General features: G+C 69.7%; 21 protein-coding genes and 1 pseudogene. 9 read left to right on the top strand and 13 right to left on the bottom strand.

The features are described 5' to 3' along the window. Positions 1-201 precede the first annotated feature (201 nt). Positions 202-453 carry a hypothetical protein gene (locus NF20_RS16630; RefSeq protein WP_003874473.1) on the top strand — a complete coding sequence of 84 codons (252 nt, stop codon included), beginning with the start codon at positions 202-204 and terminating at the stop codon, positions 451-453. Here NF20_RS16630 and NF20_RS16625 read toward each other — a convergent pair. Continuing rightward, entirely contained in the window at positions 428-1,759 is a 1,332-nt protein-coding gene (locus NF20_RS16625) for an aspartate aminotransferase family protein (RefSeq protein ID WP_009978831.1), read from the bottom strand. The two genes, NF20_RS16630 and NF20_RS16625, sit on opposite strands and share 26 nt — an antisense overlap. Positions 1,760-1,805: 46 nt before the next feature. Between NF20_RS16625 and NF20_RS16620 the strand changes: the two genes are divergently transcribed. Continuing rightward, positions 1,806-2,714 (top strand): sigma-70 family RNA polymerase sigma factor, encoded by a 909-nt coding sequence (locus NF20_RS16620; RefSeq protein WP_033711585.1) that lies wholly within the window; start codon positions 1,806-1,808, stop codon positions 2,712-2,714. On the opposite strand, the gene NF20_RS16615 is transcribed toward NF20_RS16620, so the two are convergent. Beyond that, positions 2,689-3,303 (bottom strand): carboxymuconolactone decarboxylase family protein, encoded by a 615-nt coding sequence (locus tag NF20_RS16615; protein ID WP_023870652.1) that lies wholly within the window; start codon positions 3,301-3,303, stop codon positions 2,689-2,691. The genes NF20_RS16620 and NF20_RS16615 overlap by 26 nt on opposite strands. A 77-nt stretch (positions 3,304-3,380) precedes the next feature. Here NF20_RS16615 and NF20_RS27285 point away from each other — a divergent pair, with 77 nt between their 5' ends. After that, positions 3,381-3,584, top strand: coding sequence for a hypothetical protein (locus NF20_RS27285; RefSeq protein WP_095884727.1), 204 nt, complete (start codon positions 3,381-3,383; stop codon positions 3,582-3,584). A 75-nt stretch (positions 3,585-3,659) separates the two neighbouring features. Here NF20_RS27285 and NF20_RS16610 read toward each other — a convergent pair whose 3' ends face one another. The 4 genes from NF20_RS16610 to sdhC are packed head-to-tail and all read right to left on the bottom strand — an operon-like array spanning position 3,660 to position 7,031. Continuing rightward, positions 3,660-4,463: a succinate dehydrogenase iron-sulfur subunit gene (locus NF20_RS16610; protein WP_009978827.1), complete on the bottom strand. Its 804-nt coding sequence runs from the start codon at positions 4,461-4,463 to the stop codon at positions 3,660-3,662. Next, the gene (gene sdhA, locus NF20_RS16605) at positions 4,464-6,218 is read right to left on the bottom strand and encodes a succinate dehydrogenase flavoprotein subunit (RefSeq protein WP_003874478.1); all 1,755 of its coding nucleotides are present in this window, start codon (positions 6,216-6,218) and stop codon (positions 4,464-4,466) included. 7 nt (positions 6,219-6,225) lie between these two features. Further along, positions 6,226-6,696 (bottom strand): succinate dehydrogenase hydrophobic membrane anchor subunit, encoded by a 471-nt coding sequence (locus tag NF20_RS16600; RefSeq protein ID WP_009978825.1) that lies wholly within the window; start codon positions 6,694-6,696, stop codon positions 6,226-6,228. Beyond that, on the bottom strand, positions 6,693-7,031 hold the full coding sequence (gene sdhC, locus NF20_RS16595) for a succinate dehydrogenase, cytochrome b556 subunit (protein ID WP_033711568.1): 339 nt from the start codon (positions 7,029-7,031) through the stop codon (positions 6,693-6,695). Before sdhC ends, NF20_RS16600 begins: the two co-directional genes overlap by 4 nt. Positions 7,032-7,302: 271 nt before the next feature. On the opposite strand from sdhC, the gene NF20_RS16590 reads away from it, so the two are divergent. The 3 genes from NF20_RS16590 to NF20_RS16580 are packed head-to-tail and all read left to right on the top strand — an operon-like array spanning position 7,303 to position 10,084. Beyond that, the gene (locus tag NF20_RS16590; protein WP_003874481.1) at positions 7,303-7,704 is read left to right on the top strand and encodes a cytidine deaminase; all 402 of its coding nucleotides are present in this window, start codon (positions 7,303-7,305) and stop codon (positions 7,702-7,704) included. Beyond that, a complete protein-coding gene (locus NF20_RS16585) occupies positions 7,704-8,987 on the top strand; it encodes a thymidine phosphorylase (protein WP_033711569.1) in 1,284 nt (427 codons plus the stop codon). The genes NF20_RS16590 and NF20_RS16585 overlap by 1 nt, the downstream gene beginning before the upstream one ends. Continuing rightward, positions 8,984-10,084 (top strand): adenosine deaminase, encoded by a 1,101-nt coding sequence (locus NF20_RS16580; protein WP_033711571.1) that lies wholly within the window; start codon positions 8,984-8,986, stop codon positions 10,082-10,084. The genes NF20_RS16585 and NF20_RS16580 overlap by 4 nt, the downstream gene beginning before the upstream one ends. A gap of 151 nt (positions 10,085-10,235) precedes the next feature. Here NF20_RS16580 and NF20_RS16575 read toward each other — a convergent pair whose 3' ends face one another. After that, entirely contained in the window at positions 10,236-10,697 is a 462-nt protein-coding gene (locus tag NF20_RS16575) for a DUF2834 domain-containing protein (protein ID WP_019733602.1), read from the bottom strand. Between the two features lie 108 nt (positions 10,698-10,805). After that, entirely contained in the window at positions 10,806-12,053 is a 1,248-nt protein-coding gene (locus tag NF20_RS16570; protein WP_050593695.1) for an HNH endonuclease signature motif containing protein, read from the bottom strand. 125 nt (positions 12,054-12,178) lie between these two features. Between NF20_RS16570 and NF20_RS16565 the strand changes: the two genes are divergently transcribed. After that, positions 12,179-13,186 (top strand): VWA domain-containing protein, encoded by a 1,008-nt coding sequence (locus NF20_RS16565; RefSeq protein WP_009978819.1) that lies wholly within the window; start codon positions 12,179-12,181, stop codon positions 13,184-13,186. An 18-nt stretch (positions 13,187-13,204) separates the two neighbouring features. Here NF20_RS16565 and NF20_RS16560 read toward each other — a convergent pair whose 3' ends face one another. The 3 genes from NF20_RS16560 to NF20_RS16550 are packed head-to-tail and all read right to left on the bottom strand — an operon-like array spanning position 13,205 to position 16,390. Next, entirely contained in the window at positions 13,205-14,188 is a 984-nt protein-coding gene (locus tag NF20_RS16560) for a VWA domain-containing protein (RefSeq protein ID WP_003878991.1), read from the bottom strand. Between the two features lie 32 nt (positions 14,189-14,220). Then, positions 14,221-15,534 carry a hypothetical protein gene (locus NF20_RS16555; RefSeq protein WP_023860885.1) on the bottom strand — a complete coding sequence of 438 codons (1,314 nt, stop codon included), beginning with the start codon at positions 15,532-15,534 and terminating at the stop codon, positions 14,221-14,223. A gap of 25 nt (positions 15,535-15,559) precedes the next feature. Then, the gene (locus NF20_RS16550; protein ID WP_009978816.1) at positions 15,560-16,390 is read right to left on the bottom strand and encodes an alkaline phosphatase family protein; all 831 of its coding nucleotides are present in this window, start codon (positions 16,388-16,390) and stop codon (positions 15,560-15,562) included. Positions 16,391-16,554: 164 nt separating this feature from the next. On the opposite strand from NF20_RS16550, the pseudogene upp reads away from it, so the two are divergent. Then, positions 16,555-17,172: pseudogene (upp, locus tag NF20_RS26495) on the top strand (uracil phosphoribosyltransferase); the annotation flags it as partial. Positions 17,173-17,179: 7 nt separating this feature from the next. Here upp and NF20_RS16540 read toward each other — a convergent pair. Both NF20_RS16540 and NF20_RS16535 read right to left on the bottom strand, forming a co-directional pair. After that, positions 17,180-18,760: a phospho-sugar mutase gene (locus NF20_RS16540; protein WP_009978812.1), complete on the bottom strand. Its 1,581-nt coding sequence runs from the start codon at positions 18,758-18,760 to the stop codon at positions 17,180-17,182. A 4-nt stretch (positions 18,761-18,764) separates the two neighbouring features. Next, the gene (locus tag NF20_RS16535) at positions 18,765-19,580 is read right to left on the bottom strand and encodes a purine-nucleoside phosphorylase (protein ID WP_009978811.1); all 816 of its coding nucleotides are present in this window, start codon (positions 19,578-19,580) and stop codon (positions 18,765-18,767) included. A gap of 251 nt (positions 19,581-19,831) precedes the next feature. Here NF20_RS16535 and NF20_RS16530 point away from each other — a divergent pair, with 251 nt between their 5' ends. Continuing rightward, positions 19,832-20,449: a cutinase family protein gene (locus NF20_RS16530; protein ID WP_179295698.1), complete on the top strand. Its 618-nt coding sequence runs from the start codon at positions 19,832-19,834 to the stop codon at positions 20,447-20,449. Positions 20,450-20,458: the final 9 nt, after the last annotated feature.

The raw sequence follows: 20,458 nt of genomic DNA, 5'->3' as shown, positions 1-20,458 counted from the left end.
TAAGCGATCGGGGGCCCGAATCCGGGGAGCCGCGCTGTGACTGCTGAGGCGGAAGTTACTCAGCGGCCGCGGCGGGCGCGGGTTAGGCTGGGCGCGCGGCGAGTCCGAAGCCGATCGGCCGCCCCGAATCCCGAGGGATGTGCCATTTCCAACGAGCGGTTCTGGTCCCGATGGCGGCGCGGCGGCGACGGCCCGCGATCGTTGGAACAGCTGCTCAAGCAGGTGGAGAAGGGAACCCAGGTGCGCGGCCCCGGCCAGGACCGGATGCTCACCGAGCTGAAGGTGCACCGCGACGCCGCCCCCGAGGGCGACCTGCGCTCGGCGCTCACCTGGCTGTGCAACGCGCAATCGCGGATCGCGAACAGCCCGTCGGCGGCGCATTCCCGCGAGGTGCTGTTGGCCGCCTACGAGGTCAAGCGGGTGCTGGCTACAGCCGGCGGCACTCGTCGCTGAGCACGCCGCGCAGCGCCGCCTCGATGGTGTCGAACTCGGCCTGACCGCTGATCAGCGGCGGCGCCAGCTGGATGACGGAATCGCCGCGATCGTCGGTACGGCAATACAATCCGGCCTCGAACAGCGCGGCACCGACCCGTCCCAGCAGCGCGCGGCGTTCGGAATCGGTGAAGGTCTGCTTGGTGGCCCGATCCTTGACCAGTTCCACGCCGTAGAAGAAGCCCTCGCCGCGGACGTCGCCGACGATGGGCAGGTCGTACAGCTTTTCCAGAGTGGCGCGGAATGTCGGCGCCAGGGTCCTGACCCGGTCGTTGAGCCCCTCGCGCTCGAAGATGTCGAGGTTGACCAGCCCGACCGCCGCCGAAACCGGGTGGCCGCCAAAGGTATAGCCGTGCGGGAACATGGTGTCGCCGTCGGCGAACGGCTCGAACAACCTCTCGCTGGCGATCATCGCGCCGATCGGCGAGTAGCCCGACGTCATGCCCTTGGCGCAGGTGATCATGTCGGGCACATAGCCGAAGTCGGCACAGGCGAACATCGAGCCGATCCGGCCGAACGCGCAGATCACCTCGTCGGAGACCAGCAGCACGTCGTAGCGGTCGCAGATTTCGCGGACCCGCTCGAAATAGCCTGGGGGCGGCGGGATGCTGCCGCCCGCGTTCTGCACCGGTTCGACGAACACCGCGGCCACGGTGTCGGGGCCCTCGAACTCGATCGCCTCGGCGATCCGGTCCGCCGCCCACAGCCCAAAACCCTTGGGGTCGTTGGCGAATGCTTCGGGTGCCCGGTAGAAGTTGGTGTTGGGCACCCGGAACCCGCCGGGCGTCACCGGCTCGAACGGCGCCTTGTAGCGCGGCAGGCCGGTGATCGCCAGCGCGCCCTGGGTGGTGCCGTGGTAGGCGACCGCGCGCGAAATCACTTTGTGCTTACCGGGTTTGCCGGTGAGCTTGAAGTACTGCTTGGCCAGCTTCCACGCCGTCTCGACGGCCTCGGTGCCTCCGGTGGTGAAGAACACCCGGTTCAAATCGCCGGGGGCGTAGCCGGCCAGCCGCTCGGCGAGCTCGATCGCGGGCGGCGTGGCGTACCCCCACAGCGGGAAGAACGCCAGCGTGCCCGCCTGCCGGGCGGCGGCCTCGGCGAGTTCGGCGCGGCCGTGGCCGACCTGCACGGTGAACAGCCCGGACAGGCCGTCGAGGTAGCTGTTGCCGCGGTCGTCGTAGATGGTGACGCCGTGGCCGCGGGTGATGATCGGCGGCGTGATGCCCGGGCCGTGCCGGGCGAAGTGCAGCCAGAGGTGATCCGTCATGTCGTTGGTGAGCCTAACGCCCGGCCCGATGGCCTACGCTCGCTTCATGACCTCCGCGCAGCAGGTCAGCGAGTTCGAGTCGCTGCGGCCCCATCTCATGTCGGTCGCCTACCGGCTGACCGGTACGGTCGCCGACGCCGAGGACATCGTCCAGGACGCGTGGCTGCGCTGGCACGGGCAGGACGGCGCCATCACCGATCTGCGAGCGTGGCTGACCACGGTGGTCAGCAGGCTGGGCCTGGACAGGTTGCGCTCGGCCACGCACCGCCGCGAGACCTACACCGGCAACTGGCTGCCCGAGCCGGTGGTCACCGGGTTGGGCCCGCATTCCGGCGCCGATCCGCTGGCCGCCGTGGTGGCCGGCGAGGACGCCCGGTTCGCGGCGATGGTGGTGCTGGAGCGGTTGTCGCCCGATCAGCGGGTGGCGTTCGTGCTGCACGACGGGTTCGCCGTGCCGTTCTCGGAGGTGGCCGAGGTGCTGGGCACCAGCGAGGCCGCCGCCCGGCAGCTGGCGTCGCGGGCGCGCAAGGTCGTCAGCGCGCAGCCGCCGCCTGAGCCCGACCCGTCGCACGACGAGGTGGTGGGACAGCTGATGGCCGCCATGGCCGCCGGCGACCTGGAGGCCGTGGTGGCGCTGCTGCACCCCGACGTGATGTTCACCGGCGACTCGAATGGCAAGGCGCCCACCGCCGTTCAGGTCATCCACCGCGCGGACAAGGTGGTGCGGTTCATGCTCGGCCTGGCCCGCCGCTACGGCCCCGGCTTCTATTCCGCCTACCAGCTGGGGCTGGTCAACGGCGAGCTGGGCATCTACACGGCGGGCCTGCCGGGCGGTGACGGCTATCGGGAGATGTGCCCGCGGATCATGGCGATGACGGTGCGCGAGGGAAAGGTCTGCGCGCTCTGGGATATCGCCAATCCGGACAAGTTCACCGGTTCGCCGCTGGGTCGCTAGTTTCCGTGTCGCCCGTGGCCCACGGGATGCGGCACGCGTCACCGGAATTGAAGCCCTGCTCGGTGATGCCCAGCGCCGCATTCACCCGCGCCCGCATGTTCTCCAGCCCGATCTGATAGGTCAGCTCGAAGGTGCCCGCATCGCCGAACCGGGCGCGCAGATCGTCGACCTGCTCGTCGGTGACAGTGTGCGGGTCGGTGGTGATCGCGGCGGCGTAGGCGATGGCGGCGCGCTCGTCGTCGGTGAACGCCGGTGAGGTGGCGTAGTCGTCGATCTCGGTGAGCCGCTGGATGTCCAGGCCGTCGAGGCGCTGCAGCATGGACCCGAAGTCGACGCACCACGAGCAGCCGATCTGGCGGGCGGTCCAGTACACCGCGAGCTCGCGCACGCTGGCCGGCAGCGTCTTGGACGCCCGGTCGACCAGGGTTTCGTGCACGGCGCTGGCGACCATCAGCTTGCGGTGATGCGCGGCGACGGTGAACGGTTCGGGAACCTGGCCGTAGCGCCGCTTGGCGATCCGGTACATGGCCCGGGTCAGCAGCCCGGCGCGCTGAGGGGGCAGGGGTTCGATGCGAGTTTTCTGTGTCATACCGATCAGACGAGGCAGGCCCGCGATGTGTGACGGCCCCTGGAACCTTCTGGCCGCGGCGCGGGCGTCACGCTGGCGTGACGCCCGGCGTCGACTGCCACGCTGGCGTGACGCCCGGCGTCGACTACCACGCTGGCGTGACGCTCGGCGTCGACTGCCACGCTGGCGTGACGCCCGGCGTCGACTGCCACGCTGGCGTGACGCCCGGCGTCGACTACCACGCTGGCGTGACGCCCGGCGTCGACTGCCACGCTGGCGTGACGCTCGCGGGCAAAACGTGACGCCCGCGGGCAAAACGTGACGTTCGCGGGCAGAAGGGGACGTTCGCGGGCAGAAGGGGGCAAAAGCTCGAGCGATCAGCGGGAGAACATGATGGCGCGCTTGACCTCTTGGATGGCCTTGGTCACCTCGATGCCGCGCGGGCAGGCGTCGGTGCAGTTGAACGTGGTGCGGCAGCGCCACACCCCGTCGACCTCGTTGAGGATGTCCAGCCGCTCGGCGGCGCCCTCGTCGCGGCTGTCGAAGATGAACCGGTGCGCGTTGACGATCGCGGCCGGGCCGTAGTAGCTGCCCTCGTGCCAGAAGATCGGGCAGCTGGTGGTGCATGCCGCGCACAGGATGCACTTGGTGGTGTCGTCGTAGCGGGCCCGGTCGGCCGGACTCTGGATGCGCTCGCGGGTGGGCGGATTGCCGGTGGTGATCAGGTACGGCTTGACCGCGCGGTAGGCGTCGAAGAACGGCTCCATGTCGACCACCAGGTCCTTTTCCACCGGCAGCCCGCGGATCGGCTCGACCGTGATGGTCAGCGGCTTGCCCGGCTTGCCCTTCTTGGGCTCGGGCAGCAGATCGCGCATCAGCACCTTGCACGCCAGCCGGTTGACGCCGTTGATGCGCATGGCGTCCGAGCCGCACACCCCGTGCGCGCAGGAACGCCGGAAGGTCAGCGTCCCGTCCAGGTAGCTCTTGATGTAGATCAGCAGGTTGAGCATCCGGTCACTGGGCAGGCACGGCACCCGAAAGCTTTGCCAGCCACCGGTTTCCGCATACGCGTCGGGCTGGTCGGGGTTGAACCGGGCGATCTTGACGGTCACCATCACCGCTTCGTCGGGAACCGGCGGCAGCGGCGGTTCCAAGGTTTCGACGTCCGGCTCGACAGACATTCAGTACTTCCGTTCCTTGGGTTCGTAGCGCGTCTGCACCACCGGCTTGAAGTCCAGCGCGATGTCGCTCAGCAGATCGGTGCCCTGCTTGTAGGCCATGGTGTGGCGCATGTAGTTGACGTCGTCCCGGTTGGGATAGTCCTCGCGGGCGTGGCCGCCGCGGGACTCCTTGCGGTTGAGCGCCCCCACCACGGTGACCTCGGCCAGCTCCAGCAGGAAGCCCAGCTCGATGGCTTCCAGCAGGTCGCTGTTGAATCGTTTTCCCTTGTCGTGGATGCGGATTCGCGAGTACCGCTCCTTGCACGCGTGGATGTCCGTCAGCGCCTGCTTGAGCGTCTCCTCGGTGCGGAACACCGCCGCATTGTTGTCCATCGACTGCTGCAGCGTGCCGCGGATGTCGGCGACCCGCTCGTTGCCGTGTTCGGAGAGGATGTCGGCGACCCAGCGCACCACCATCGCCGCCGGGTCCGGCGGCATGTCCACGAAGTCGTGGCCCCGGGCGTAGTTGGCCGCGGCGATGCCGGCCCGGCGGCCGAACACGTTGATGTCCAGCAGCGAATTGGTGCCCAGCCGGTTGGCGCCGTGCACCGACACGCATGCGCACTCGCCGGCCGCGTACAGGCCCGGCACGGTGGAGGTGTTGTCCCGCAACACTTGTCCGGTGACCGTGGTGGGGATGCCGCCCATCACGTAGTGGCACGTCGGGTACACCGGCACCAGCTCGTGCACCGGGTCCACGCCCAGGTAGGTGCGGGCGAACTCGGTGATGTCGGGCAGCTTGGACTCCAGCACGTCCTCGCCGAGGTGGCGCACGTCGATGTAGACGTAGTCCTTGTGCGGTCCGGCGCCGCGGCCCTCCAGCACCTCCAAAACCATTGAGCGCGCGACGATGTCGCGCGGCGCCAGGTCGACGATGGTGGGGGCGTAGCGCTCCATGAACCGCTCGCCCTCGCCGTTGAGCAGCCGGCCGCCCTCGCCGCGCACCGCCTCGGAGATCAGAATCCCCAATCCGGCCAGGCCGGTCGGGTGGAACTGGTGAAACTCCATGTCCTCCAAGGGAAGTCCCTTGCGGAAGACGATGCCGATGCCGTCGCCGGTCAGGGTGTGCGCGTTGGAGGTGGTCTTGTACATCCGGCCAGACCCGCCGGTGGCGAGCACGACGGCCTTGGCGTGAAAGACGTGGATGTCGCCGGTGGCCAGCTCGTAGGCCACCACGCCGCTGGCCACCGGGCCGCTGGGCGTCTGCGTCAAAACCAGGTCCAGCGCGTAGAACTCGTTGAAGAACTGCACGTCGTGCCGCACACAGTTCTGGTAGAGCGTCTGCAGGATCATGTGGCCGGTGCGGTCGGCGGCGTAACAGGCCCGGCGCACCGGGGCCTTGCCGTGGTCGCGGGTGTGGCCGCCGAAGCGGCGCTGGTCGATGCGGCCCTCGGGGGTGCGGTTGAACGGCATCCCCATCTTCTCCAGGTCGAGCACCGCGTCGATGGCTTCCTTGCACATGATCTCCACCGCGTCCTGGTCGGCGAGGTAGTCGCCGCCCTTGACGGTGTCGAAGGTGTGCCATTCCCAGTTGTCTTCCTCGACGTTGGCCAGCGCCGCGCACATGCCGCCCTGGGCCGCCCCGGTGTGGCTGCGGGTGGGGTAGAGCTTGGTCAGCACCGCGGTGCGCACCCGCGGGCCGGCTTCCACGGCCGCGCGCATCCCGGCACCGCCGGCGCCGACGATCACCACGTCGTATCGATGTTGTTGGATCATGACTCGCCTATCCCGAGATGTTCGGGTCGAAGGTCAGCAGCACGTAGGTGCCCAGCACCAGGGTGAAGCCCATCGACAGCAGCAGCAGGCTGTTCAGCCAGAACCGGGTGCTGTCCTTGCGGCTGTAGTCGTCGATGATGGTGCGCAGCCCGTTGCCGCCGTGCAGCTGGGCCAGCCACAGCAGCGCCAGATCCCAGAACTGCCAGAACGGCGACGCCCAGCGCTGCGCCACGTAGTTGAAGTCGATGCGGTACACGCCGTCGTCCCACATCAGCATGATGAACAGGTGGCCGATCGCCAGCACGAACAGCGCGACGCCGGAGAACCGCATGAACAGCCAGGCGAACTTCTCGAAGTTGGGGATGCCGGCGCGGCGCCGCGGGGAGCGGGGATTGTCCAGGCTGGCCGGGCGGTCGTAGAAGCGCTGTTTGACCGGGGCGATCTGGCCCGGGCCGAGCTGCAGGTCGGGGGTGCTCATCGGAAGTGCCCCAGCATGTGGATGACGGTCACCACGCCGGCCGGGACCATCAGCAGCAGGAACGCCACGCCGACGATCCAGAACATCAGCCGCTGGTGGCGCGGGCCTTCGGACCAGAAGTCGATCAGGATCACCCGGATGCCGTTCAGCCCGTGGAAGAGCACCGCGGCGATCAGGCCGTACTCCATCACCCCGACGATCGGCATCTGGTAGTCGTGGATCACCGCGTTGTAGGTCTGCGGGCTGACCCGCAGCATCGCGGCGTCCAGGACGTGCACGAACAGGAAAAAGAAGATCGTCGCGCCGCTGATCCGGTGCAGCACCCACGACCACATGCCGGGGTCACCCCGGTACAGGGTGCGTGGTGGCCTGCGTTTGCGCGCGGGAGCCGATACCGGTGTCGCCGGATCCGCGGTTGTCGGTTGTGTTGTCACCCCTGTGTCACCCCTCACCGCCTTCTTCCGACCTTCTTGCTTGCGACGGTCACGCCGGGCACTTGAGCTTAGCTCGCACCCGGCGCGCCCCGCGCCGATGTCCGTCAAGCGAAATGCCGGTTTCCGGCTAGGGTGACTGTCGGTACAGGCCGTGGCTGAGCGGGGTTTCGTTATGCCGGACATTGACTGGAATGCACTGCGGGACAAGGCAATCGATGTGTCCGCGGGCGCCTATGCGCCGTACTCGCGGTTCCGGGTGGGCGCGGCCGGGCTGGTCGACGACGGGCGGGTGGTGACCGGTTGCAATGTGGAGAACATCTCATATGGCCTTGGTCTCTGCGCCGAGTGCGCGGTGGTGTGCGCCCTGTATGCGAGCGGCGGCGGCCGGCTGGTCGCGCTGGCGTGCGTGGACGGGCGCGGATCGGTGCTGACGCCGTGCGGGCGGTGCCGCCAGGTGCTGGCCGAACACGGCGGCCCCGAGCTGCTGATCGACCATCCGGGCGGGCCGCGCCGGCTCGGCGAGCTGCTGCCGGACGCGTTCGGCCCCGACCAGCTGGCCGCCGGGCGGGACTGATGCGGCCCGGGTTCGACGCGCCCACGGTGATCAGGACCAAGCGCGACGGCGGCCGGCTGTCCGACGCCGCCATCGACTGGGTGATCGACGCCTACACCCGCGGCCTGGTGGCCGAGGAGCAGATGGCGGCCCTGTTGATGGCGATCCTGGTGCGCGGCATGGACGGCGGCGAGACCGCCGCCTGGACGTCGGCGATGCTGGCCTCCGGCGACCGGCTGGACTTCTCCGACCTGGGTGTGCCGACGGTGGACAAGCACTCCACCGGCGGGGTCGGCGACAAGATCACCCTGCCGCTGGTGCCGGTCGTCGCCGCCTGCGGGGCGGCGGTGCCGCAGGCCTCGGGCCGTGGGCTCGGCCACACCGGCGGCACCCTGGACAAGCTGGACGCGATCGCCGGGTTCAGCGCGCAGCTGCCCAGCCGGCGGGTGCGTGAGCAGCTGCGCGAGGTCGGGGCGGCCATCTTCGCCGCCGGTGACCTGGCCCCGGCCGACGCCAAGCTGTACGCGCTGCGCGACATCACCGCCACCGTGGAATCGCTGCCGCTGATCGCCAGCTCGGTGATGAGCAAGAAGCTGGCCGAGGGGGCCGGCGCGCTGGTGCTCGACGTGAAGGTCGGCTCGGGGGCGTTGGTGAAGACCGAGGAGCAGTGCCGCGACCTGGCGCACACCATGGTCGGGCTGGGCGCCGCGCACGGGGTGCCCACCCGCGCGCTGCTCACCGACATGAACCGGCCGCTGGGCGCGACCGTCGGCAACGCGTTGGAGGTGGCCGAGGCGCTCGAGGTGCTGGCCGGGGGCGGGCCGCCCGATGTCGTCGAGCTGACGCTGCGGCTGGCCGCCGAGATGCTCGCGCTGGCCGGGGTCGGCGACCGGGAACCCGCCGACACCCTGCGCGACGGCACCGCGATGGACCGGTTCCGCCGTCTCGTCGCCGCTCAGGGCGGTGATTTGTCGGTACCCTTGCCGATCGGTAGGCACTCCGAGACCGTGACCGCTCCCCGGGGCGGCACAATGGGCGATATCGACGCGATGGCAGTGGGGCTGGCGGCTTGGCGGCTCGGCGCGGGAAGATCCCGTCCGGGCGAACGGGTGCAAGCCGGCGCCGGCCTCCGGATTCACCGCCGTCCCGGCGAGCCGGTCGTCGCCGGGGAGCCGCTGTTCACCCTCTACACCGACACCCCGGAACGCTTCGGCGCCGCGCTGGCCGAGCTGGACGGCGGCTGGAACGTCGGCGACGGCGCGCCGGCGCCGCGACCGCTGATCATCGATCGGATCGTCACATGACCGCACCATTGGAGCTCGAGCAGATCCGCAAGGCGCCCAAGGCCCTGCTGCACGATCACCTCGACGGCGGCCTGCGCCCGTCGACCGTGCTGGACATCGCCGGGCAGACCGGCTACGACGGGCTGCCCGCCACCGACGTCGAGGAGCTGGCGACCTGGTTTCGCACCCGCTCGCACAGCGGCTCGCTGGAGCGCTACCTGGAGCCTTTCTCGCACACCGTGGCGGTGATGCAGACCCCCGAGGCGCTGCACCGGGTGGCGTACGAGTGCGTAGAGGACCTGGCCGAGGACTCGGTGGTCTACGCCGAGATCCGGTTCGCTCCCGAGCTGCACATCAACCGCGGCATGTCCTTCGACGAGATCGTCGACGCCGTGCTGGCCGGGTTCGCCGACGGCGAGAAGGCTTGTGCGGCAGCGGGCCGGCCGATCGTGGTGCGACTGTTGGTGACCGCCATGCGGCACGCGGCGGTGTCCCGGGAGATCGCCGAGCTGGCGATCCAGTGGCGGGACAAGGGAGTGGTCGGATTCGACATCGCCGGCGCCGAGGCCGGCAACCCGCCGACCCGGCACCTGGAGGCGTTCGACTACATGCGAGATCACAACGCGCGCTTCACCATTCACGCCGGAGAGGCGTTCGGCCTGCCGTCCATCCACGAGGCCATCGCGTTCTGCGGCGCTGACCGGCTCGGCCACGGGGTGCGGATCGTCGACGACATCGACGTGCTGGCCGACGGCCCCGACAAGGGCAAGGTACGGTTGGGCAGACTGGCGAACATCTTGCGGGACAAGCGAATTCCGTTGGAACTGTGCCCCAGCTCCAACGTGCAGACCGGGGCCGTCAAAAGCATCGCCGACCATCCGTTCGACCTGCTGGCCCGCACCCGGTTCCGGGTGACCGTCAACACCGACAATCGGCTGATGAGCGACACCTACATGAGCCGCGAGATGCACCGGCTGGTCCAGGCTTTCGGCTACGGATGGAGCGATCTGGAACGGTTCACCATCAACGCGATGAAGTCCGCCTTCATCCCGTTCGACGAGCGGCTGGCCATCATCGACGAGGTGATCAAACCCCGGTACGCGGTGCTGATCGGATGAAGCCGGCGGGTTACAGTCCGGCTGACCTACGAACTCGTGCACACTCCCTTCACTTGACGATGCCTCGACCCACGGCGAATCCGGCCCTGTGGGTAATTGTCTGATCGAAACCATTACAGAGGGGCCGGTTTGCTACCGATCCCAACAAACCTCACCCCATGTCGATCCAGACAGTCAGGGCGGCGGTCATGACGCCGACAACTGCGAGCAGGGTCGTATCTGTCATGCGGAGGCGCGGCGTTTCGGACGTGCCCATGCGCAACTCGCGGGCGATCAGGAACAGCGGAAACATCACACTGATGGCAACGAAGAATGACCCGACGACGTAAACCCAGACGAATCGCACGCTGTGCTTCGTTGCTTCAATGACCATCAGAATGACGACGCTAATGGCCAACATCAGGGCGTCGGCCGCCACGAAACGCGAGGCCGACGTGGCCTTGGCATCGCGCCAAAAGGCGCCTAAGAAGTCGGCGGCGCTGTGGACGTACGGGCCACCGTTACTCCATGTTGCAATCAGCGCGGCGAGAGCGATCGCGGCATAGACGGTGCAGAGGATCTTGCGGGACCTTGGGACCGGCGGTGTTCCGTCGGCTTGGTTGGCTGTTGTCACGCCCTTTACGCTAGAGCCACCTCAACCTCTCGGCGCCGGAATTCTTGCAAACGCATTCGATCCGTTTCTCACCCGGACGAATTTCTTGATGCCCCAGCCTGTTTGGGCTCAGTTGTTACTGGGTGGTGGTTGGGGCTGAAAGGGGTCATACCACCACCAGTCGGCGCGTTCGCCGAGGGGCCCGGGGCATGGTGGTACCGCGGGCGGGGGGTGGCTGGGAGGGCGCGCAAGCGACCCCGCGCTGAGTGGTTGCCCGTCGCTGTCGGTGACGCTGAGGGCGTCGGCGGGACCGGTGATGGTGATGATGCCGCGGTGGTGCAGCCGGTGATGGTAGGGGCAGACCAGCACCAGGTTGGCCAACTCGGTCGGTCCGCCGTCTTCCCAGTGCCGCAGGTGATGAGCGTGCAGACCGCGGGTGGCCCCGCAGCCGGGCACCGCGCAGGTGGGGTGGCGGTGCTCGAGTGCGCGGCGCAGCCGCCGGTTGATCACCCGGGTGGTGCGGCCAGCGCCGATGGGCTGACCGTCGCGTTCGAACCACACCTCGCAGGTGGCATCACAGGTCAGGTATTGGCGTTCGGCGTCGGTGAGCAGTGGGCCCAGATTCAGTGCGGCGAGGCGCTGGGCGATGTCGAGATGCATCACCACGGTGGTGTGCTGGCCGTGCGGGCGGCGAGCCGCCTCTGCGTCCCACCCGGTTTCGACCAGACGCATGAACGCATCGAGGCTGTCCGGCAACGGCGGTCGCTGATCGAAAACCCGTTCGGTGTTGTCGCGGTCGTGTTCCCACTCGGCGATCAGCGCATCCAGATGCGACTGCAACGCCGCGTCAAACTTCGCCGCCTCGTCGTGGGCAAGTGTGATTCGGTAGCAACTGCCCTGCTCGGTGCTGGTCCTGGTGAACGCGCGCTCGGGCTCACGCTGCGGTTCGGGTTCGGGGCGCGGTTCCAGCTTGACCGCGGTGCGCAGCTGGCTGACCGTGGCGACCCGCGCCAACTCCACGTAATGCTCATCAGATCCCGCCCCGCCCCGCGCCGCGATGACCCCGACCTGATCCAGCGACAGCCAGCCCTCCCGCATGCCCTGGGCGCAACGCGGGAACTCCGGCAGCCGGGCCGCGATGGTGGCGATCGTGTGCGCGTTTGCCGGCGAGCAGCCGGTCTTCCAGGCCACCAACGCCGGCACCGACCGCGCGCCGGTGATTCCGCACAGTTCGTCACGGTCGATCTCGGCCACAATATCCACGATGCGCCCATCAATCGCATTGCGTTGACCGGTCAACTCCGCCAACTCCTCGAAGAGCACATCTAGACGCCGCGGAACGTTTTCTGCCAGCGGATGCGCTGCGGGGAAAGGCATAACGTCATAAAAGCAGGGGGGTCCGACATTTAGCGGGTAAACGCCACGCAACCTGGCTGGGCGTCGTTGCTCGCACGGCCGCCGCCATGTGCACGGTCGGTATTTGACGAATACTGTGGCTGGACATGAAGTTGCCGCTTCTGGGCCCGGTGTCGCTGGCGGGCTTTCAGCATGCCTGGTTCTTCTTGTTCCTGCTGGCCGTGCTGCTGGTGATCGGCCTGTACGTGGTGCAGCAATTCGCCCGGCGGCGCCGGGTGCTGCGGTTCGCCAACATGGAGGTGCTCGAGCGCGTCGCGCCGCCCCACCCGAGCCGGTGGCGGCACGTGCCCACCATCCTGCTGGCGACCTCGCTGGTACTGCTGACCACCGCGATGGCCGGGCCGACGTCCGACGTCCGCATTCCGCTCAACCGCGCCGTGGTGATGCTGGTGATCGACGTGTCGGAGTCGATGGCCTCCACCGATGTGCCGCCCAACCGGCTGGCCGCGGCCAAGGAGGCCGGCAAGCAGTTCGCCGACCAGCTGACGCCGGCCATCAATCTGGGGCTGGTCGAGTTCGCCGCCAACGCCACGCTGCTGGTGCCGCCGACGACCAACCGGTCCGCGGTCAAGGCGGGCATCGACAGTCTGCAGCCGGCGCCGAAAACCGCTACGGGCGAAGGCATTTTCACCGCGTTGCAGGCCATCGCGACGGTCGGGTCAGTGATGGGCGGCGGCGAGGGCCCGCCGCCGGCGCGGATCGTGCTGGAGTCCGACGGCGCCGAGAACGTGCCGCTGGACCCGAACGCCCCGCAGGGGGCGTTCACCGCGGCCCGGGCCGCCAAGGCCGAGGGCGTGCAGATCTCCACCATCTCCTTCGGCACCCCCTACGGCACCGTCGACTACGAGGGCGCCACCATCCCGGTTCCGGTGGACGACCAGACTCTGCAGAAGATCTGCGAGATCACCGACGGCCAGGCGTTCCACGCCGACAGCCTGGATTCGCTGAAGAACGTGTACTCGACGCTGCAGCGCCAGATCGGCTACGAGACCGTCAAGGGCGACGCCAGCATGGCGTGGATGCTGCTCGGCGCCGTCGTGCTGGCCGGCGCCGTGCTGGCCGGCCTGCTGCTGAACCGCCGGCTGCCCGCCTGACCAAGCGGTGCTGGCGCGCTAGGTGGGCAGGCGCCGGTTGATGAGCAACGCCAGCGCCGTCGCGATCAGGGCGGTCAGCACGCCGAGCCGCAGCCAGCCCGCGCTGCCCGGTCCCGGCACCGTGCGGTAGCCGATCTCGTTCTCGATCGCGTTGTAGCTCTTCTGCAGCTCGCCCAGATTGGTGGCGGTGTAGGACTGCCCGCCGGACAGCTTGGCGACCATCTTCATCTGGTCGGTCGAGACGGGGACGGCCACCTTCTGCCCGTCCATCTCGATCTCGCCGCCCTTGGTGCCGAACGTGATCGTCGAGATGGGCACGCCCTCGTCCTTGGCCAGGCGCGCCGCGGTGTAGACGCCGTCGTGCGGGTCGCTGGGGTTGGACGGCTTGTTCTCGCCGCCGTCGGAGAGCAGCACGATGCGGGCCGGCGGCGGTGTGTCGCCGCCGGCGACCGCGGTGGCGCTGATCGCGTGCAGCGCGGTGAAGATCGCCTCGCCGGTGGCGGTGCTGTCGGCGAAGTCCAGTTTCTTCAGCGCGTCGATGGTCGCCTGGTGTTGCGGGGTCGGCGGCACCAGCAGGTAGGGCGTGCCGGCGAAGCCGACCAGCCCGAGGTTGATGCCGGGGGTCAGCTGGCTGGCGAACTGGCTGGCCGCCTGTTCGGCGGCCTTGAGCCGGTTGGGTTCGACGTCGGTGGCCCGCATGGACTGCGACATGTCGATGACCAGCATGATCACCGCGCGGTTGCGCGGGATGCGCATGTCGTGGGTGGGGGTGGCCAGCGCGATGGTCAGCAACACCAGGCTGAGCAGCGAGACCGCGATCGGTAGATGCCGCCACGGCGACTGCGCCACCGGGGCGTCGGTGTAGCGGTGCAGGCGGCGCCGGCGGCGGGCCTGCACCACGAGGTAGAGGGCGAGCAGCGCCAGCGGCACCAGCCCGAACAGCAGCATGCCCGGACGCTGGAACCCGTAGAGGGGCAACGGGCCGATACCGGGAAGCGACACGACACCCAACCTAGCCCGTCAAACGCAGCGGGCTATTCGCGGCGCAGCCGGCCGTCGACGAATTGCTCCAGCTTCTCCCACTCGCGCACCGCCGCGGCATACGGCGGCGACGGCTTGGCCACCGAGCCGGGCTCGAGGACGGCGGCCACCAGCTTGCCCAGCGGCCGGCCGGGCTCGAGGGCCTTGTCGACGGTGGAATCCTCGGAGTAGTCACCGATGTCGCGCAGCACCTCGACGGCCAGCTCCAGTTGGTCGCGATCCACCGCGTCCGGCCCGTCGGCCAGGTCGTCGGCCAGCCCGCTGAGCACATAGATGTTGTCGTCGGTGATCTCGACCTCCAGCGAGCCGTCGGTGGCGGCGGTGCGGATGTCGTCGTAGGTGCTCAGGTCGGCCAGGTCGTGGTCGTGCTCGTCGGCCAGGTAGCGGGCCAGCGCGCGCTCGGAGGTGAAGACGCTGATGCGTCCGTTGCGGCCCAGGAAGATCGGTTGGTCATCCAGGTAGCAGCGCAGCGTGTAGAAGGTGCCCGAGCTGGTGATGATGCGGATCGGGTCGATGCCGACCTGCAGCCAGAAGTCCTTGTCGCCGCCGAGCACCACGGTGTCGCCGGCCGCGCGGGTCTCGGTTTCGTCGGCGTCGTCGTCCGGTTCGCCGTCGGCCTCGTCGTCCTCGAGGGCCTCCTCGTCCGGCTCGGTCGCGTCGGCCGGCGCCTCGGCGGCCTCGTCCGTCTCGTCGGTCTCCTCGTCGTCGCGCTCCTCGGCCAGCTCGTCTTCGGCCTTGGCCGACAACGTCTCGTCGACTTCGGGGGTGGTGGCGATGTCGTCGATCGCGCCGAGCACGTCGTCCCAGCCGCGCGCGATGATCTCGGCGATCGCATGCCAGCGTTTGGCGCCGGCCTTGCCGGTGAAGTGCTCGATCCCGCCGGACACGGTGCCCAGGGCCGGGTTGCCGTTGAAGAACTTCGACACCGCAGCCAGCTCGCACACCGACCCGATGGACGACACGATGGCCAGGACGCCGGCCAGCGCGGTCACCGACTCCTCGGTCGGCTTCTCCGACACCAGCTCCTCGACCGCGACCAGATCGAACTGCTTGTCCTTCGCGGGCTCGAACTTGTGCGCGTGCGCCGTGCGCAGCCGCGTCCACGCCGGATGGTCGGTCAGGTCGTTGTCCTCGTCCGACCGCACGAAGGCCACCAGGTCGGCGACCGAGGAGAAGACGTACAGATCCTCGTCCTTGCCCAAGAAGGCTTCCCACTCGTCGCCGGAGTCACGCCAACGCGGCGCCCACACCGTGTAGCGGTCGCCGGCGGACAGGCTCAAGCGGATGGGCACGAGGTCAGCAGCCATGCGGCACAGAATAGCGACCTGGCGCTCAGCCCCAGATGTCGGTGATGGGGGCGGCGCCGGCGGCATAGCCCGTCTTGGGCAGCCCGTACATCTGCTCGACGGTGGCAAGCACGTTGTAGTGGTTGATCTGCTCGGCGTAGTTGCCGGGGCGGACGTGGGCGCCGTAGAACACCGTGGGGATCTGGTTGCGGCTGGCTCCGACGTTGGAGTTGTCGTCCTCGTCGAAGGTGACGATCAGCAGGCTGTTGTTGGCCAGCGCCCAATTGGCGTAGCCGGACAGCTGCCGGTTCAGCCAGGCGTCGGCCTGCGCGATCGAGCCGTCGTGCATGTTGTTGTCGTTGTTCGGGATGACGAACGACACCGTCGGCAGGCTGGCGTAGTTGCCCATCGGGAACGCCGAGAACGGCAGCGAGCTCGCCGCCGGCACGTTGGTGAAGTTGGCCCACGGCACATGTTTTCGCGCGTACTTGCCCGCACTGCACACCGGTGAGCCCGGGGACGGCAGGCCCTCGGCGTAGCCGGCGAATGTGTAACCGGCGGCGAGCAATTCGGACCCCAGGTTGGGTGCGGCGCCGGCGTTGACCGGGCACAGGTCCTTGGTCACCCCGAACGTGTTGCCGGCGAACAGCGCCAGGTAATTGGGCTCGCTGGGGTGGGTTTCGGCGAACGACTGGGTCATGTTGGCGCCGGACGCGGCCAGCGCGGTGATGAAGGGCGCCGACTTGTTGCCGATGATGCCGCTCTCGGAACGGTTTTCCTCCACCACGATCACGATGTGCGACGGTTGCGGAATGGCCGCTGCCGCAAGGCTGGTGCGCGGTGTCAACGGGCTGGCCGCCAGCGCCACCGCGGCCATGGCGCCGAGCAGCCGCAGGCTTCGGTATGCGCCGCCGATCAGCCTTCTGCGACTTCGATTTTCGCGCGACACGCCCGCAGTATACGAACGGCGGTAAGGCGTTTGCGGCCGGCGGGCAAGCGTGTCAGCGGGGCTTTGCCCGATCGTTATATACGCTCGACCAGATGGACGTGTGCGTGATCGACCACCCGTTGGCCGCGGCCCGGCTGACGGTGCTGCGCGACGAACGCACCGACACCGCCGGATTTCGGGCCGCGCTGCGCGATCTGACGCTGATGCTGGTCTACGAGGCCAGCCGCGACGTGCCGCGCAAGTCGGTCCGGATCCGCACCCCGGTGGCCGCGGCCGTCGGGACCCGACTGGTCAATCCGCCGCTGCTGGTTCCGGTGCTGCGCGCCGGGCTGGGCATGGTCGACCCGGCGCAGGCCGCGCTGCCCGAGGCCGAGGTGGGCTTCGTCGGCGTCGCCCGCGACGAGCAAACCCACCGGCCGGTCCCGTATTTGGCGGCGCTGCCCGACAAGCTGGCCGGCAGGTCGGTGATGGTGCTGGACCCGATGCTGGCCACCGGCGGCTCGATGGTGCACACCCTGGGGCTGTTGCAGCGTCGCGGCGCCACCGACATCACCGTGCTGTGTGTGGTGGCCGCGCCGGAAGGTCTTGCGGCGGTTGGGGAAACGGCGCCCGACGCGCGAGTGTTCACCGCCGCGGTAGACAAGGGACTCAACAAGGCGGCCTACATCGTGCCCGGCCTCGGCGATGCCGGGGATCGCCAATTCGGGCCGAACCTGTTCACCAGCTCCGCACCGTCGCGACCAGAAGCTCCCGCAGGGCGCGGGCGCGCCGCCGCGAAGACGCCAGGTCGTCGCTCGGCGCGCAGCGAATCTCCAAGTAGCACTTCACCTTCGGCTCGGTCCCGGAAGGCCGCACCACCAGCCTGACCGACGTGTCGTCGTCGCCGCCGGTGAAGATCAGCGCGTCGGTGATGTCGGTGAGCGCCACCCCGAACCCGGCCAGCGTCTCCGGCGGGCTGGTGCGCAGCCGTCGCATCAGCTCGGCAGCCCCGTCGGTCCCGACGCGGCGCGACACCGCGGCGACGTCGTGCACGCCGTGGCGGCGGGCCAGCTCGTCGAGCCGGCCGGACACCGAACCGCCCCGCGCGATCAGGCCGGCCACCAGGTCGCACACCAGCACGGCGGCGCTGATGCCGTCCTTGTCGCGCACCGCGGCGGGGTCCACGCAGTGTCCGATCGCCTCCTCATAGGCGTACACCAGGGTGCCGCCGGGCACCTCGGCGTCGGCGCGTGCCAACCACTTGAAGCCGGTGAGGGTTTCGACGTGCACGGCGCCGTGCCGCGCGGCGATGGCCGACAACATCCGCGACGACACCACCGTGCTGGCCACCACGGGTCGGTCGGCACGCTGCGGCTGGGAGAGCAGGTAATCGCCGAGCAGCCAACCGGTTTCGTCGCCGGAGAGCATCCGCCAGCCGGAGGCGTCGGGTATGCCGACGGCGCAGCGGTCGGCGTCGGGATCCAGTGCGATCGCCACGTCGGCGTCTACATCGGCGGCCAGGGTCAGCAGCGCGTCGGTGGCGCCGGGCTCCTCGGGGTTGGGGAACGCGACGGTGGGAAAGTCCGGGTCGGGCGCGAATTGGCTTGCCACGGTGTGTATTCGGCCGAAGCCGGCGCGGTGCAGAGCGTCGACGGCCACCGTCCCGCCCACGCCGTGCAGAGCGGTGAGCGCCACCCGCGCCGAACCGGTGCCGCGCCGCACCCCGGCCGCCCGCTCGATGTAGCGCTGGACGAGGTCGGTGTGCGCCGGTGGGACGGGTGTTCGGCGGATCTCGTCGGCCGGTGGCGCGTCGGCCATCGCGGCTTCGATCTGGTGGTCGGTGGGGGAGACGATCTGGATGCCGCCGCCGTCGTACACCTTGTAGCCGTTGTCGGTCGGCGGGTTGTGCGAGGCGGTGATCTGGACCCCGGCGGCGGCGCCGGTGTGCCGCACCGCGAACGCGACCACCGGGGTGGGCACCGGCCCGGGCAGCAGCAGCACCGAAAACCCTTGGGCAGCAAGCACTTCGGCGGCCACCGTGGCGAATACCGCGGAGCCGTGCCGGGCGTCGCGTCCCACGATCACCCGCGCGCCGGCCGGGCCGCGGCGCTTGAGCACCTGCGCCAGCGCCCAGCTGGCCCGCGACACCACCGCGACGTTCATCGCGTCGGGGCCGGCGCGGACCGGGCCGCGCAGTCCCGCCGTGCCGAATCGCAAGGGCCGGGCGAAGCGGGCGGTGAGTTCTGCGGCTTCGCATGCGGCGAGCTCGGCGGCCGTGCGGGGGTCGGGATCGTGGGCGATCCATTCCTCGGGCGTCACGGTCCTAGAACCGGGGGAGTTGGCCGAGGATCAGGGCCAGCAGCGCGCCCATCCGGGTGGCCGAGGCGGCGCCGGCGGCCAGCACCTCGGTGTGGCTCAGCGGCTCGCCGCTGATGCCGGCGGCCAGGTTGGTCACCAGCGACACCCCCAGCACCTCGGCGCCGGCCGCCCGGGCGGCGATGGTTTCGTGCACCGTCGACATGCCGACCAGGTCGGCGCCCAGCGTGCGCAGCATCCGGATCTCGGCCGGGGTCTCGTAGTGCGGGCCGGGAAGGCCGGCGTAGACGCCCTCGGCCAGCGTGGGATCGGCTTGGCGGGCCAGCTCGCGCAGCCGCGGCGAGTAGGCGTCGGTGAGGTCGACGAACTGCGGGCCGACCAGCGGGGACCGCCCGGTCAGGTTGAGGTGGTCGCTGATCAGCACCGGTTCGCCGACGGCAAGGTCCGGGCGCAGGCCGCCGGCCGCGTTGGTGAGCACCACCGCGCGCACCCCGGCCGCGCAGGCCGCCCGGACCGGGTGCACGACGTGGCACAGGTCGTGGCCCTCGTAGGCGTGGATGCGGCCGACCAACACCAGCACCCGGTGCTCGCCGATACGCATCGACACCAGCTCGCCGGTGTGCCCGACCGCGGTGGGCGGGCGGAAGCCGGGCAGTTCGGCCTGCGGCAGCACCGCCGTCGGGGCGCCCAGCGCGGCGACCGCCGGCGACCATCCCGACCCCAGGACGATGGCCACGTCGTGTGCGGCGACGCCGGTCCGTTCGCCGATGACCGCGGCCGCCTGGCGCGCGAGCTCGCCTGGGTTGGACGGGGTTTCGGCCACAGCGATCGAGCCTAGCCCGGCGACGGCGAGCGCCGTTAGGGCGCGAGTAAGGAGTCGGGCGATCGAGCCTAGCCCGGCGACGGCGAGCGCCGTTAGGGCGCGAGTAAGGAGTCGGGCGATCGAGCCGAGCCCGGCGACGGCGAGCGCCGGCCCGGGAGCGGGTGTCGGGGGGGTGTGCCAGGATCTGGCGTATGAATCTGCGTGGGTGGCCGGTGGTTGGCCCGGCCATTGGAATTGTCGTCGCGGTCGCCTTGTCGGTGGTCGCCATCACTTGCGGCCCGGCGCCGTGGGCGGCGGCCGACGGATGTCCGGACGTGCAACTGATTTTCGCCCGCGGCACCGCCGAGCCCCCGGGCTTGGGAGCCGTGGGCGATGCGCTGTTCGCCGCGCTGCAACCGGCGCTGGGCAACCGCAACGTCGACGCCTACGCGGTGAACTATCCGGCCAGCTACAACTTCCTGACCACCGCCGACGGCGCCAACGACGCCCGCGACCACATCGCCGAGATGGTCGACCGGTGCCCGTCCACCCGGCTGGTGCTCGGCGGGTTCTCGCAGGGCGCGGCCGCGGTCTCGATGCTCGCCGGGGTACCGCCGGTCGGGCAGCGGATCGGCAACTTCGGGTCGGCACCCCCACTGGATCCCGGCCTGGCGAGCAAGATCGCGGCGGTGGCGGTGTTCGGCAACCCCGGCAACCGCTTCAACACGCCCCTGTCGACCACCGGGGCGTTCGCCGGTCGCGCCATCGACCTGTGCAGCGACGGCGACCCGGTGTGCGTCGTCGGCGGGCGGGACCGGGACGCGCACCACGTCTACGAGGACCCGCCCTACCCGGCCCAGGCGGCGGGGTTCATCGCCGGGCGGGTATAGCCAGGGGCG

The organism is Mycobacterium sp. MAC_080597_8934 (assembly GCF_000523975.1).
Classification (GTDB): Bacteria; Actinomycetota; Actinomycetes; order Mycobacteriales; family Mycobacteriaceae; genus Mycobacterium; species Mycobacterium avium.
This window is presented reverse-complemented; position numbering and strand designations above follow the sequence as displayed.